At 68.4% G+C, this 13,191-nt stretch carries 16 protein-coding genes and 1 pseudogene; 7 read left to right on the plus strand and 10 right to left on the minus strand.

Features of this window, described 5'->3' with window-relative positions; genetic code table 11:
* The first annotated feature begins 65 nt into the window (after positions 1 to 65).
* From ACFV2X_RS11465 to ACFV2X_RS11480, 4 genes are all read left to right on the plus strand, one after another.
* Positions 66 to 1,094, plus strand: coding sequence for an N-6 DNA methylase (locus ACFV2X_RS11465; protein ID WP_385614400.1), 1,029 nt, complete (start codon positions 66 to 68; stop codon positions 1,092 to 1,094).
* The gene (locus ACFV2X_RS11470) at positions 1,091 to 1,687 is read left to right on the plus strand and encodes a hypothetical protein (RefSeq protein ID WP_385614403.1); all 597 of its coding nucleotides are present in this window, start codon (positions 1,091 to 1,093) and stop codon (positions 1,685 to 1,687) included. Before ACFV2X_RS11465 ends, ACFV2X_RS11470 begins: the two co-directional genes overlap by 4 nt.
* Positions 1,684 to 2,760, plus strand: coding sequence for a DUF4192 domain-containing protein (locus ACFV2X_RS11475; protein ID WP_385614406.1), 1,077 nt, complete (start codon positions 1,684 to 1,686; stop codon positions 2,758 to 2,760). The genes ACFV2X_RS11470 and ACFV2X_RS11475 overlap by 4 nt, the downstream gene beginning before the upstream one ends.
* A 78-nt stretch (positions 2,761 to 2,838) precedes the next feature.
* Positions 2,839 to 3,750, plus strand: a complete 912-nt coding sequence (locus tag ACFV2X_RS11480) for a phosphoadenosine phosphosulfate reductase (RefSeq protein ID WP_385614409.1) — start codon at positions 2,839 to 2,841, stop codon at positions 3,748 to 3,750.
* 166 nt (positions 3,751 to 3,916) lie between these two features.
* Here the strand turns inward: ACFV2X_RS11480 and ACFV2X_RS11485 are convergent, their stop codons facing one another.
* Positions 3,917 to 4,264 carry a phosphomannose isomerase type II C-terminal cupin domain gene (locus ACFV2X_RS11485; protein WP_385614411.1) on the minus strand — a complete coding sequence of 116 codons (348 nt, stop codon included), beginning with the start codon at positions 4,262 to 4,264 and terminating at the stop codon, positions 3,917 to 3,919.
* Positions 4,265 to 4,344: 80 nt separating this feature from the next.
* The gene (locus ACFV2X_RS11490) at positions 4,345 to 4,545 is read right to left on the minus strand and encodes a hypothetical protein (protein WP_385614414.1); all 201 of its coding nucleotides are present in this window, start codon (positions 4,543 to 4,545) and stop codon (positions 4,345 to 4,347) included.
* Positions 4,546 to 4,700: 155 nt separating this feature from the next.
* Here ACFV2X_RS11490 and ACFV2X_RS11495 point away from each other — a divergent pair.
* Positions 4,701 to 4,784: pseudogene (locus ACFV2X_RS11495) on the plus strand (IS5/IS1182 family transposase); the annotation flags it as partial.
* A 515-nt stretch (positions 4,785 to 5,299) separates the two neighbouring features.
* Here the strand turns inward: ACFV2X_RS11495 and ACFV2X_RS11500 are convergent.
* The 4 genes from ACFV2X_RS11500 to ACFV2X_RS11515 all read right to left on the minus strand — a co-directional run bounded on the left by ACFV2X_RS11500 (position 5,300) and on the right by ACFV2X_RS11515 (position 7,651).
* Complete coding sequence (locus ACFV2X_RS11500) at positions 5,300 to 5,713, minus strand: PIN domain nuclease (RefSeq protein WP_385614416.1); 414 nt, start codon at positions 5,711 to 5,713, stop codon at positions 5,300 to 5,302.
* Positions 5,710 to 5,967 (minus strand): type II toxin-antitoxin system VapB family antitoxin, encoded by a 258-nt coding sequence (locus ACFV2X_RS11505; protein WP_385614418.1) that lies wholly within the window; start codon positions 5,965 to 5,967, stop codon positions 5,710 to 5,712. The genes ACFV2X_RS11500 and ACFV2X_RS11505 overlap by 4 nt, the downstream gene beginning before the upstream one ends.
* A gap of 166 nt (positions 5,968 to 6,133) precedes the next feature.
* A complete protein-coding gene (locus ACFV2X_RS11510; RefSeq protein ID WP_385614423.1) occupies positions 6,134 to 6,760 on the minus strand; it encodes an NAD(P)-dependent oxidoreductase in 627 nt (208 codons plus the stop codon).
* A 42-nt stretch (positions 6,761 to 6,802) separates the two neighbouring features.
* A complete protein-coding gene (locus ACFV2X_RS11515; RefSeq protein WP_385614426.1) occupies positions 6,803 to 7,651 on the minus strand; it encodes an oxidoreductase in 849 nt (282 codons plus the stop codon).
* A 73-nt stretch (positions 7,652 to 7,724) separates the two neighbouring features.
* Here ACFV2X_RS11515 and ACFV2X_RS11520 point away from each other — a divergent pair, with 73 nt between their 5' ends.
* The gene (locus tag ACFV2X_RS11520) at positions 7,725 to 8,390 is read left to right on the plus strand and encodes a DNA-binding response regulator (RefSeq protein ID WP_385614429.1); all 666 of its coding nucleotides are present in this window, start codon (positions 7,725 to 7,727) and stop codon (positions 8,388 to 8,390) included.
* A gap of 99 nt (positions 8,391 to 8,489) precedes the next feature.
* Here the strand turns inward: ACFV2X_RS11520 and ACFV2X_RS11525 are convergent, their stop codons facing one another.
* Complete coding sequence (locus tag ACFV2X_RS11525; RefSeq protein WP_385614431.1) at positions 8,490 to 8,621, minus strand: hypothetical protein; 132 nt, start codon at positions 8,619 to 8,621, stop codon at positions 8,490 to 8,492.
* Between the two features lie 135 nt (positions 8,622 to 8,756).
* Positions 8,757 to 9,971, minus strand: coding sequence for an MFS transporter (locus ACFV2X_RS11530; RefSeq protein ID WP_385614433.1), 1,215 nt, complete (start codon positions 9,969 to 9,971; stop codon positions 8,757 to 8,759).
* Between the two features lie 73 nt (positions 9,972 to 10,044).
* Between ACFV2X_RS11530 and ACFV2X_RS11535 the strand changes: the two genes are divergently transcribed.
* Positions 10,045 to 10,887 (plus strand): LysR family transcriptional regulator, encoded by an 843-nt coding sequence (locus ACFV2X_RS11535; protein WP_385614435.1) that lies wholly within the window; start codon positions 10,045 to 10,047, stop codon positions 10,885 to 10,887.
* A gap of 140 nt (positions 10,888 to 11,027) precedes the next feature.
* Here the strand turns inward: ACFV2X_RS11535 and ACFV2X_RS11540 are convergent, their stop codons facing one another.
* Both ACFV2X_RS11540 and ACFV2X_RS11545 read right to left on the minus strand, forming a co-directional pair.
* Positions 11,028 to 12,434, minus strand: a complete 1,407-nt coding sequence (locus tag ACFV2X_RS11540; RefSeq protein ID WP_385614438.1) for a sensor histidine kinase — start codon at positions 12,432 to 12,434, stop codon at positions 11,028 to 11,030.
* Positions 12,431 to 13,162 (minus strand): response regulator transcription factor, encoded by a 732-nt coding sequence (locus tag ACFV2X_RS11545; RefSeq protein WP_385614575.1) that lies wholly within the window; start codon positions 13,160 to 13,162, stop codon positions 12,431 to 12,433. Before ACFV2X_RS11545 ends, ACFV2X_RS11540 begins: the two co-directional genes overlap by 4 nt.
* Between the last annotated feature and the right edge of the window lie 29 nt (positions 13,163 to 13,191).

Genomic DNA, 13,191 nt, shown 5'->3' on the forward strand with positions numbered 1-13,191 from the left:
CCCATGCCGCCCCGGCCGCGCACGGCGCACCGGGGCGGCTCCATGCGCGCACCCAAAGGAGACTCGTGTCTGACGACGACATGGCCCTGCCACGGGCCGCCGCGCCCGCTGCGGACCGGCCCATACCGAGCTGGGCGAAGAAGGCCCCACCGAAGTCGAACACCGACCTACGAACCCCCGCCAAGACCACGTGGCACAAGGGCCTCGCCCCGCACGACCCCCACGACCACGCCCGCACGATCGTCGAGAACGTCATCGACGCCTGGTACCAGAGCTACGGCGGCAGCAGCATCGACATCCCCATCGGCACCGTCGCCGCACTCGCGCTCCTTCGCCAGCCCACAGAGATCGGCAACGGCCTGGCCGACTGGATACTCAACCGCCAGCCGCACGAACTGCCCCAACTCTTCAAAGAGATCTACCTCGGCTACTGGATCAAGCGCCCCGACCTGATCAACCGCGCCCTGCGCTTGCACGACTGGGCCTGGAACCCCAACCCGGACACCCAGCAGCTCCACGCCGTCCAGGCCGTCACCCACCGCGCCATCAACCAGGGCCTGCTGGACCTCACCGGCCACGACGACCCATACATGCGCGCGGAATCCGATGTCCTCAGCCCGCTCCTCACCGGCCTTCGCCACAAGAGCGACAGGAAGTGGCGCGGCGAGTACCACACGCCGGCGTGCGTCGCAGACCTCATGGTCAACATGCTCGTCGACAAGGAATTTGCCCGACCCAACCTGGCCATACGCGACCCGGCCGTCGGCTCGGGCACGATGTTCCGCTCCGTTGCCCAACGGCTCCGCGACTTCGACCTCAACCCACACGACTACCACTGGTACGGCAACGACGTTGACGCCCTTGCCGCAGCCTGCGCCGCCGTCAACACGATCATCTGGGACCTCGGCCCACGGGCTCACATCGGCTGCGCCGATTCGATCGCCCTCGAGGACGGCGGCCACGCCAAGACGCTCGCCGAAGCCAAGGACGCCTTCGAGGAACGCGACAAGTACGTGGGCACCGCCACCGCCATCGTCGCCTCCCGCCGCGCCTTCCGTCTCCTGGACGAGCTCATGGAGACGGCCGCCGCATGACCGATGAGCACGACCTCGTACGACCCCGAGCCACCCCCGCACGACGACCCCGCAGGCCCTCGTTCGTGCAGGCCAAGACCGCCAGCGCCGCCTATCCGATAGACGATCTCGCCCCCTACCTGGAACCGCCCTGGACCAAGGAGGACACCGACACCCCCGACCGCTCCGCCATCTACACCCACCCGGAAGGCCACCACATCGGCCTGCGCCTCCAGCCCGGCGACCTGATCATCCAAACCTGGATCACCGCGGGCCCCGACCTGCCGCCGCTTCCGGTCGGCACAGCCGAGGAGAAGGCCGAAGCCCAGGCCGCCAACGACGCCCGCCTACAGCCGGGACGCACTTGGCACCGCACCATCCCGACCCGCCACGCCAAGGACCTGACGACGGCGGTCAGTAGCCTCCTGCGCGACCAGCTCATACCCGCGCTCACCAAGAAGCCCAGGTTCGCGCGCACCGTCAGCTACGCGACCAAGGCCCAGCCGAACGCCCAGGACGAGGCACCCGGAACGAAGAAGGGGCGCTCCACCGCCAAGTACCCCCCATCCGCCAAGACCGACACGGCACCAAAGAACAAGGAGACCGAAGAGTGATTCCTCCCCAGCGCAAGCTCACCATCCGCAGCATGGCCAACCTCGCCGAGGTCCTGCCATTCATACTCGGCCACTACCCCGACGACAGCATCGTCTTCCACTGTCCCGGACCCCGTTTCATCGATGGGCCGAGTATGACCTGCCCACTGCCTGAGGACCCGACCCACTGGCTTGAGGTTGCCCACCTTGCCGCACGAAAGTTCATGCGCTACGCCCTCGCCAAAGGCAAGGATCTCTACTGTGACGTCATCATCTATCTCTGCCGTGACCCTCGGCCTGGTCAGAACGCTGAGGAGACTGCCGAGCTCCTTCGCAGCATGGCGAACTGGCTGGTCGATGCGATCGCCGACCACCGTGGCGCCCCTCAGCTAACTCTCGGACTTGTCGCAGGACGCTGGTGGGCATACACCTGCTACCAGCCTGGATGTTGTGAGGGCGAACCCCTCCCTGCTCTCGATGACCCCAACAGTGCCGCAGCACAGCTCATCCGACTCGGCTTCTCGCCAGGCCGCCGGACCTCGGAGATCGCGAAGGAGTTCCAGCCCGGCGATGCCGATCGCACTGAGCAACAGCGCCGTGCGCTCGACAACGAGGCCGCGGCATGGAGCTCTCAATGCGTCACCGACGAAGGGCAAGACGCCGTACTCCGGGCCACGAATGCGCTGCTCGAATCTGCGATGAGCGCCTTCCGCGATGGTGCCACGGAACTCGCGGACGACATAGCCGCCCGGCTCATCCACGGCCTGCATGACGAGTTGGCGCACGACCGTGGCATGGAATACGCCGAGGACGACGACCTTCCCCACGCCCGGCGTCTCTGGGCCTTCCTCGCCCGGCGGTGCATCCCGCCCTACACCGAGGCCGCGGTGCCCGTCCTCACGTTGTTCGCGTGGATCGCGTGGCGGCAGGAGGACATCCTCGCCGCACGACTTGCCCTTACGCAGGCCCTCACCGCCGACCCTGACTACGAACTGGCCGACGTGCTCAACTACGCCATCAACAGCGAAGTCGATCCGCAGGGGCTGCTTGAGACCGCGCGTGAGAACCGGGCCCGACGGCTGAAGGACACGTAGCGCACCGGCATCCAGACGAACTGAACAATCCGCGGCCCCGGCACACTGCCGGGGCCGCCCCAAACAGAGGTACCAGGTATGACCCCAGAGGAATCTGCCGACGCCGTCACGCCGCAGACCGCCTACCTTCCGCGGCGCCAGTCTCAGGCGGTCCGCACTCTCCCTCGCTTCGCTGCCATACGCCGCAATGTCCGATCCTTCAGCTTTGGCGGCGGCTGGCAGTCCATGGCGGCCCTCGTGCTCGCTGCTCGCGACGACCTGGACTACCGCACGTTCATCATGGCCAACGTCGGCGACGACTCCGAGAATCCCAGGACACTCCGGTATCTGCACCAGTACGCGCTGCCGTTCGCCGCCGAACACGGCCTTGAACTGGTCGTGGTCGACCGTGTTATGAAGCGCACCGGAGAGGTCCGCACGCTGTACCAGGACCTGACTCGGGAAGGCTCCCGGTCGCTCAAGATTCCCGTGCGGATGTCCAACGGGGCTCCGGGCACCCGCTCGTGCACCGTCGAGTTCAAAATCAAGGTCGTCGGCGACGAACTCAAGCGACGCGGCGCCAGCGCGGAGCACCCAGCCACGGTTGGCATCGGCATCACCCTGGATGAGATCCACCGGGCGAACACACGTCACTGCGAGCCGCATGAGCGGATCGAGTACCCGCTCTTGGAGCGCGGTATCCGTCGAATCGACTGTGCTCGGATCATCCGCTCAGCAGGGCTGCCGGTGCCACCCAAAAGCTCTTGTTGGTTCTGCCCCTTCCACCGTCCTGAGACGTGGCAGGAGATGCGCCGCACGGAGCCTGAGCTGTTCGTGAAGGCATGCCGGCTCGAGGATCTGCTCAACGGCCGGCGTGACGAGCTCGGCAAGGACCACGTCTATCTGACCGCCTTCGGCAAGCCTCTGCGAGAGGCCATCGGCGACGGCACGGACACCCTGCCGTTCGACGCATACGGCATGGGTTGCGATTCGGGCTGGTGCATGACCTGACCATGACCGTTGGCCACAGCCTGGTGGCGCCGTCGACTCGGAAACGGGTCTATGATCGCCGAAATTTGCCGCAGGGTTTCGACGCGAGAAGGGGACCAGGCTCACTCGAAAGGAATAAAGATGCCCTACGGTCCCGCCACTCCGGTTAACGTTCCCGGCTACACCACTAGATGCGCCCGAAGTCGTCCGCTAGCCGGATGATGTCGTCCTCGCCAAGATAGTCGCCACGCTGAATTTCGATGATGGTCAGTGGCTCGTCTTCATTGTTGACGATCCTGTGGGGCTGCCCGATCGCAATGTCGACGCACTCGCCGACCCTGGAAACGACCGTCTCACCGTCGATGATCGATGATGCGGTACCTGCGACGACCATCCAGTGTTCGGCGCGGTGCTCGTGGGTTTGGTAAGAGAGCCGCGCGTGGGGCTTGACCTCGATCCGTTTGACCTTGAAACCTGCACCTTCGTCGAGGATCGTCCAGGTGCCCCACGGCCGGTCGTCGGATTCGCCGATCACAGTTTTCCCTTCGCTTGCTGACAGGCGAGTCCAGCCTGGGGGCTGTCCCGTAACTGCTTCGGTGGGCCGGGCGCGACGGCCTACGCTCGAACGCACCGCGCCAGCTGGCCGTACTTCATACCGGAGGAATAGCGGATCCCCTCACGGTTGAGACCGGTGAACTTGATGCCGTGGGTGCGTCGCTGCACAACAGTCAGCCGGAGGATCTGGGTACCGAACTCGGTCGAGAGCTCAAGGAGGTCGCCGGGCTGGAGGTCTTCGGCCAGGACATCGGTCACCATAGCGGTGATGGTACGACTTGATCGTGATGCAGATCGGTGAAGGACGGCTGTATGGGTCACCGGAGAAGACCGTCTCAGATGATGATCTCGTGGTGGCTGATGTGATCACGGCGTTGAAGCCGACCCGGATGGCCCCGTTCACCGGGCTGAGCCCGCGCGACTGCCGACTCAAAGGCGACGGCGTCCACCACGCCATGCTTGGCATCGCCCGCCTGCATAACCTCCTCAAGGCCGCGTAGCGGGACCTCCCAGCACCTCGGTTGGCCTTGCCCCGGGCGAAGGTGGCCGAGCCGTTTTCGCCGGTAAGGGACTCCGCTGCGCGCAGGCTCAGATTGCTCAGCGCCCGGATTGCTCAACCTGCGCTGATGGACTCGGAAGCCCTCACTCGCACTCGGGGGCGGGCTCGCGGGGGCCCGCAGGGGACACGCAGGGGACGGAAGGACCCGGAAGGATCAGGAAGGGTAGGGCGGGCCACGGAAGTGTCTGGCTCTCTGACCTGGGAAAACAGTAAGGGCGGGGCAAGATCAAGTCGTGATCGGAAGATCCGTAAAGGACTCATAATCCGTCGGCCGTGGGTTCGAGTCCCACCCGCCCCACCGGGCAGGTCTCTGACCTGCGGAAATGTCTCAGCAGGCGTGCGGATTCAGGACTTTGGGTCAACAGACTGAATCCGCTGCCCGTGAGTTCAGCGCCGTCGCCATCAGGGTTGCGAGCGGGTGGACGCCGAGATGGCCTGCTGCGGACCGCGCAGGTTCTACTGCCTGAGGTCGATCATGCGGGCGGGCTGCCCTGTCGTGCGGGCGATGGTTTCGAAGTCGCGGTCGAAGTGGAGCAGGGTGAGTCCCGCGTTTTCCGCGGCGGCGGCCACCAGGAGATCGACGGGGCCCGCGCTTCGGTGCTCCCCTTTGGCGGTCAGTTGTTCCTGGACGATGCGGGAACGGCGGTAGGTGCCGTCCGGCATGGGGCACCAGGTGTAGTGGGCGTCGAGCGCGGCCTTCAAGCGGGTGCGGTCCGCGGCCGAACGGGCCGAGTACAGGACTTCCAGTTCGGTGAGGTCGCAGATCGCGACGAGACCGGCGCCGATCCTGTCGTCCCATTCGGCCGTGTTCTGGCGGAGCAGGACGCGGGCGAGGGCGGAGGTGTCGATGAGGTAGTCGGCGACGGTCACCCGTCCGCGCCGGTGCCGCGGTCATCGCCTGCCGCACCCGTGGGGCGGTACGCGTCCTTGTTCAGTAGCAGGTCCATGTCCAGGGCGCCGTCGGCCACCAGTTCGCGGGCTTCTTCGAGGGAGCGTAGACGCCGGTAGCGGGCCGTGACTTCCCGCAGGGCGGTGTTGATGGTGTCGCGCTTGGTGGTGGTGCCGAGTTCTTTGGCTGCTTCTTCCAGTGCCTCGTCGTCGAGATCGATGACCGTGCGACTCATGGTGTCTTCCTCCGCCCGCCGACTGTGTATATCAAGGTACTGGATCGTTTATATATCGGCCAGGTCCGAGCAGCGGAGCCTGCCGGTCATGCCGCGCCGGGCCGCGATGATGTCCGCCGCGATGGGCACCGGCAAGGCGTTGCGTGAGGTGGGGAATCAGGGCTCGTCAGTCCGTGATAACGGCGTCGCGGTGGATCCACTGGGCGCTGTGGGCCGCCTTGTGCAGGAAGTCGGCGACGTCCGCGCGGCTGATCGTCGGGTTGCCCTTCATCGGGAGGCGCTCGCCGACGAGGTAGCCACCCTTGGCGGGGTCCTTGGTCAGCGCGGTCGGGTAGACCAGCGTCCAGTCCAGCCCGCTGGAGCGGATCGCCTGCTCGGAGAGTTCCTTGTTCGCGTAGATGTTCCGGAGAAACGTGCGGTACATGATCTTCTGCACGGTGCTCGCCGACCGGTAGGTATCACCCACACCGAACGAGGACAGCCATACCAGGCGCGAGACGCCCTGTTCCTTCGCCGCGCCGATCACGGCCGCTGCGGCGCGGGTGAACAGGTCATCGGCACGCACCGATGTGCTCCTGCCGAGGGCCGAGACGACGACGTCCTGCCCGATCATGGCCTCCGCGACATCCTTGTGCGAGGTGGCGTCTCCGGCGACTACATTGACCTGGTCTGCCAGGTCCTCCAGCGCCTCCGGCCTGCGGGCCAGGACTGTGACCGTGTCGCCGGCAGCGATGGCCAGGTCGACGACGTGGTGGCCGGTGGGACCGGTCGCACCGAGGATCAAGAGTTTCATGGGATGTGCATCCTTCGTCTGGGAAGTGGGACGAAGCCGGTATCAGGCCAGATAGGCCAGGTCTTCTTCGGTGAGGGTGATCGCGGCGGCGGCCATGTTCTCCTCCAGGTGGGGAAGGGAGCCCGTGCCCGGGATGGCCAGGGTCACCGGAGAGGAGGCCAGCAGCCAGGCCAGGCCGATCTGGGCAACGGTGGCATCGTGCCGACCCGCCACCTCGGCCAGCCGCTCGTCGTCGAGTTCCCGCCCGCCCCCCATCGGAAAGAAGGGCACGAAGGCGATACCAGCCTCCTCGCAGGCCGCCAGAAGGTCGGCGTCGGCACGCTGGGCGGCGTGGTAATGGTTCTGCACGGCGACAACAGGGGCGATCGCGCGGGCCTCCGCGAGATGGTCGGCGTTGACGTTGCTGATGCCGAGGTGGCGGATCAGCCCCTCTTCGCGCAGCGCCGCCAGTGCCTCGAACCGTGCGGCGAGTGACTCGTCGTGCGGGGGCGACATGGCACCGATGCGCAGATAGACCAGATCGAGGCAGTCCAGCCCCAGGCTTTCCAGGTTGGCCTCGACCAAGGGGCGCATGTCGGCGGCAGTGCCCTGCGTGAAACCGTCCTCCCGGACGATGTGCCCCACCTTGGTGGCGATCACCAGGTTGGACGGGTAGGGGAACAACGTCTCACGGATCAGGGTGTTCGCACGCACCGCACCGTCGGCGCTGAAGTAGAAGTCGGCGGTGTCGATGTGGTCGACACCCAGCTCCACGGCGCGGCGCAGCACGGCACGGCCGGCCTCGGGATCACGGGCAGGGCCGAACATGCCGGCCTTCGACGGCAGGCGCATGGCGCCGAAACCCATCCTGTTCACATCCAGGTCGCCACCGAAGCGGAATCTGTTGCTCATGGATGTGAGCCTGCAACGGGCGTGCTCCTCGGGCGAGCCCGTGGCACCTTGCTGCCAACGGCACAATGGACGTATGCCACAGGTCATGGAGCTCCGCGGTGATGTCGAGCTGTGGGCTCGGATCAAGCCCTTGACGGAGTCGGACGACGCGGAATGGGTTCAGATCGCCCACGATCTCGACACCTGGCCCGGAGCCCGTGAGGCCGCCCGTCTCCAGATGCGCCGCGGCACGGTACCCCAGGCACGCAAGCTGTACAGCCTCGCCGCTCTCGCCGACGAGCGCGACCGGGAGGCCCTGCGGGAGATGGCTGCCTATGGCTTCCAGGTGCGGATCGCCACTGCCCCGCTCCCGCAAGGCACCGTCATCATCGACCGGCGGACCATGATCCTCACCGGCCCGGTCCCCTCCGCCCTGGCCGCTCAGGGCCCGCCCACCTACACGATGAGCGCCTCGCCGGCTCTGATCGGCGGAACCTATGCACTGTTCGAAGCCGTTTGGGAAAGCGCGGCCGATCTGGCCACCTTCCTCGATTCGAGATGGCCCCGCATGGATGACCAGACCTCCAGGGTCCTGCGCGCCCTGGGCTCCGGCGCCACCGATGAGGCAGCCGCCCGGGAACTGGGCATGTCGCTGCGCACCTATCGCCGCCGGGTCGCGGAGCTGCTGGCCAGCCTCGACGCGGCCTCACGTTTCCAGGCGGGAGTACGGGCCGGGGAGCTGGGACTGACCCGCGGATGATCAACGTGGGGCGAGGTGCGGCGCGCAGGTTGAATCCGCTGCGGCGGGGTTCGAGTCGCCTCGCCGAACTGGTGCTACTCATTCCATGACCAGATACGGCTATGCGTGAGGCTTGCGCGAGCGGGCCATGGTCGCGACGATCCGGCGGGGCAGATGCCGTACCGCCTGGTCGTACAGCTTGAAGTGCCAGCCCGCGATGCTCACCGGCGCCCCGCGGCGCAGGTCCTTCATCGCAATCCGGGAACGACGGCAAGGACGCGCACACCGTGGTCCTTCAGGTCGTACCGGAGGGACTCGGAGAACCTGATCAACCATGCCTTAGCGGCGCCGTACGTGCCGGTGGGCAGCCACTGGACGGCAGGCAGATCATCGCGCGTCCGAGGCCCCGATGAAGCTGGGATCACTGCGCACCGACCGCGTTCGGATGGGTGAGCGCCGGGACAGCAGCCATCCCATCAGCGCGGCGGCGAGGCCGGCCAGGCCGGCCGCCGCGAAGCCGCCTGCCGGTCCGGACGTGTCGATCGCCCCGCCGACGACCGGGACGCCGAGGGCGAAGCCCGCGCCCAGCGCCGAGGCATGCAAGCCTGTCGCCTCACCGCGCACGCTCGCGGGTGCGAGTCGGCTCACGGCGTCGGACAACGCGGAAAGAGTCGGTGCGGCAAGCAGCCCCGCGCCGCAGCCTGCCACACACAACCAGCGCCAGTCGTGGGCCAGTCCGGCGAGAATGGTCACCAGCCCGAGCAGGCCGAGCAGCAGCCAGGTGGGCAGCGGTCGCGGGAGCGCGCCGTACAGAAGCCCGCCGACGATGGAGGCCGCGCCGTACACGGCGATCACGACGGCGGCCCAGGAGGCCTGGCCGGCTTCCTTGAGAGTGGCCACGATGGCCAGGTCGGTACCGTTGAGCACGATCGTGGCGCCGAACGCCATCACCAGCACCGCGATCATTCTCGGGCCCAGCCACTCCCGGCGACGGGGGCGGTCGGCTGGGTCGGCCGGCGCCTCGTCCTCGGCCCGCAGCGGGGGGTTGAGCAGGGCGATCCCCGCTCCGCCCGCCACGATCGCAGCGCCGACGCCCCAGGCCACCACGCCGGAGGGCAGTTGTGCCGCGCAGAGGATCACGATCGGCGGGCCCACCATGTAGGACAGCTCGCCCTGTACCGCCTCCAGCGCGAAGGCGGCCCGTCGCTGTCCCGTCTTCGTCATCGCGGCGATCGCCTGCCTGGTCACCATCGGGGCCGGCACCATCAGCAGACCTGCTACGAAGGCGGCGCCCAGCAGGGTCGTGTACGGCAGTACCGCGACGCTCAGCCAACACGCGACCTGAACCACGACGGTGATCAGCAGCACGATACGCGCGCCCCGCCGGTCGATCATGCGGCCCAGCAGCGGACCGCCCAGCGCCAGACCGGTGGTCATGGCCGCCGCGGCTCCTCCCGCTGCCGCGTAGCTCATGTTCAGGCCCAGAACGACGTACATCGTCAGCGCCATCCCGGAGGCCGTGATCGCGGTGCGGGCGAGCAGCGAGACACCCAGCAGCGATGCCACCCCGGGCACGGCGAGCACTTGTCGGTATCGAGTCACCCGCGTGACGCTAACTCCCATCATCTGGCGATAGGAAGTGGCCATATGATTGGATCCGATATAATGGATTCTTATGGCGAGGGATCTGGAGATCGTACTGCTGCGGTCGTTCGTCACCGCTGTGCGGGCGGGCAGCATCAGCCGCGCCGCAAGCGCGCTGGGGCAGAGCCAGCCCGCGCTCAGCCAGCAGTTGCGCAAGCTTGAGAACACCGTCGGTAGCCCCCTGCTCCTCCGGTCCACGACCGGCGTCTCGCCGACCCGCGCGGGTGACGAACTCCTGCCATACGCGGAGCGCATCCTCTCGCTCTCCGCGCAGGCACTCACCGAAGCCGGCCGTGCACTGACCGGCCACTGCGGCGTCGGGTTGCTCGAAGACCTCGCCGCGTCCCAGCTTCCGCAGGCCCTCGCCGACCTCGCCCGGCTGCATCCAGGCGCGACGCTCGAGGTGCTCAGCCTCTCCGGCGACGCGAGGCGCGAGGCGTACGACGCGGGACGCGTCCAACTCGTGCTCGACGAGGCGGCGGACGTTCCCGGCCGGCCGCGCTGGACGGTACGCCGACCGCTGGTCTGGGCGGTCGGCCAGGGTGTGGACCTGGCTGCCGATCCGCTACCCGTGGTGCTGTTCTCGGGCCCGTGCACATGGCGTGCGTCGGTGCTGGAAGGGCTGGAAGGCGCCGACCGCCGCTGGCGGGTGGCGTTCGAGAGCAACAGTCTCGTCGGCGTGCTCGCCGCGGTGCGGGCCGGGCTCGGCGTTACGGCGGTGCTGTCCGGGAATCTCGAACCGGCCATGGCGTGCCACGACGCGGACGCCCTGCCCAGCCTGCCGGACGTCGAACTCGGCCTGGCCAGGCACCCGCGGACCGAAGGCGATCCGCTGGTCGATGCCGTGGAGACCGCGCTACGACGCATGGTCTGAGGGTTCTTCGAGGAGCTGGAGCCGGAGAGGGGTGCCGCTGCGGGGCCGCTCCCCCCGGTCGGTCCCGCAGTCATCTGTCGTCCGGTGTCGTCCGGTGTCGTCCGGCGATCCCGAAGACGCTCGACCTCTGCGCGCCGTGATCAGCGTGCTCTCGCCGTTGCCCGCGTCGAACGCGAGGCCCAGCCCGCTGTTCGGGACCGCCCGGCGGCCACGGGCCGCAGGCGGACCTGGGCGTCCAGGCCGCCGCCGGGAGCGCCGTGCAGGGTGATCTCGCCGCCGGAGGCGCGGACGAGGTGGCGGACGATGGGCAGGCCGAGGCCCGTGCCGTCGTGGTGGGTGTCGGAGGCGCGCCAGAAGCGGTCGAAGGCGCGTTCGCGGTCGGCCTCGGGCATCCCCGGACCTTGGTCGACGACGTGGAGTCCGGCGCCGGGGGGGCGGGCCAGGGTGATGGTGGTGCCGGGCGGTGAGACGCGCAGGGCGTTGGCCACAAGGTTGTCGATGATCTGCTCCAAGGCCCCTGGAATCGCCCACACTTGGCCCACTCGTACGCCACTGACCCTGACGGCGACATGCTGTTCGGCGGCGAGCGGTTCCCACATCGCGGCGCGCTCGGTCAGCACCGCGTCCAGGTCCACCGGCTCGGCGGTGGTCGCCGAGTTCTCGAGCCGGGCCAGCGCGAGCAGGCCCTGGACCATACGGCCGAGGCGCTCGACCTCGCCGACGGACTCCTCCAGGCTGCCGTGGGCGCGGGGGTCGAGGTAGGGCTCGAAGTTCTCCAGCCGCAGGCGCAGCGCGGTCAGCGGGGTCTTGAGCTGGTGGGAGGCTTCCGAGGCGAAGGCGTGCTGGGCGTTGAGCAGGTGCTGGAGCCGGGTGGCCGTATGCGTGAACGAGGCGGCCAGGCGGCGCAGTTCGGGCGGGCCGGTGCTCGCGTCCGGTGGGTTTGCGACGTGTCCGTCGGCGAGCTGGGCGGTGGCCGCCTCCAGTGTGCGTAGGGGGCGGGTGATCCAGCGGGCCAGGGTGAAGGCGATCAGCGCCACCGCGGCCAGGATGCAGGCGCCGGCCAGCGCGAGGGCGCCCAAGATGCGGTGGATGCGGGCGGTGACCTCGGTCATCGGGTAGGTCAGGCGCAGGGCGCCGCGGATCGTGGTGCCGGAGGAGCCGGGCATGGTGGCCGACAGGACCTCGTCCCCGGCGGTCACGGTGGGCTCGTTGCGCAGGGCGCGGGCGATATCCGGTTCGCCGGAAAGGTCCGTGCCCTTGCCGACCCGCGTATGGGAGTCGGCGAGGACGAGGCCGGTGCGGTCGGTCACCACGACCCGTCCGCCGGTCCGGTCGGCGTAGTCACCGACCACGTCGGGCAGCGCGTCGAGGTTGCCCTTCTCGATGTTCTCCTCGGTGACCTCCGCGAGCATGGAGGCGTCGCGCTCCACGGTCTGGGAGGCGCGGGAGACCTCGCCGCGGGCGTAGATGATGCCGAGCGGGATTTCCAGCCCGGCCAGTACGAGCAGGGTCAGGCCGAGGTAGCTGAGCAGCAGGCGGCGGGTCATCCCGATGCCTCGGACGCCATGTCCTGGTCGGGATCGGTGAGGCGGAAGCCGACCCCGCGTGCGGTGGTGATCCACCCGGGGTCGCCCAGCTTGCGGCGCAGCGCGGCGACATGGGCGTCGAGAGTCTTGGTGGGGCCGAAGAAGTGCGGGTCCCACACCGCGTCCATGATCTGCTGGCGTGAGTGCACGGCGCCGGGGTCCTGGGCGAGATACGCGACCAGATCGAATTCCCGTGGAGTCAGGGCTATTTCACGACCGTCGAGGCGAACGTGACGGGCTCGACGGTCGATCTCCAGCGGCCCCGGCCGCTGTGCGCCGTCTCCAGGAGCGGCGGGCGGTCCGGCGGGTTCCGGCGAGGCGACGGGCAGGGCGCCGGTGGTGCGCCGGGTGACCGCACGGATGCGGGCGACCAGCTCCCGTACGCCGAAGGGCTTGGCCAGGTAGTCGTCGGCGCCGAGTTCGAGTCCGACGATGCGATCGGCCTCCTCGCCACGCGCAGTGATCATGATGATGGGCACACCGGACTTGGCCCGCAGGCTGCGGCATACGTCCAGCCCGTCCATGTCCGGCAGACCGAGGTCGAGCAGCACTAGGTCCGGGGCGGCGGTGGCGTCCGCCAGGCCGGCGGCGCCGGTACGGGCCCGGTCCACCGTGTAGCCGTAGCGGCCCAGCCCTTCGGTGAGCGGGCCGGCGATCCGGTCGTCGTCTTCGATCAGCAGCAGCCGCATGGCGGCAGGCTCGCACAGCGGTGCCACGG

The sequence above is a fragment of the Streptomyces sp. NPDC059679 genome (assembly GCF_042734105.1).
GTDB lineage: Bacteria > Actinomycetota > Actinomycetes > Streptomycetales > Streptomycetaceae > Streptomyces.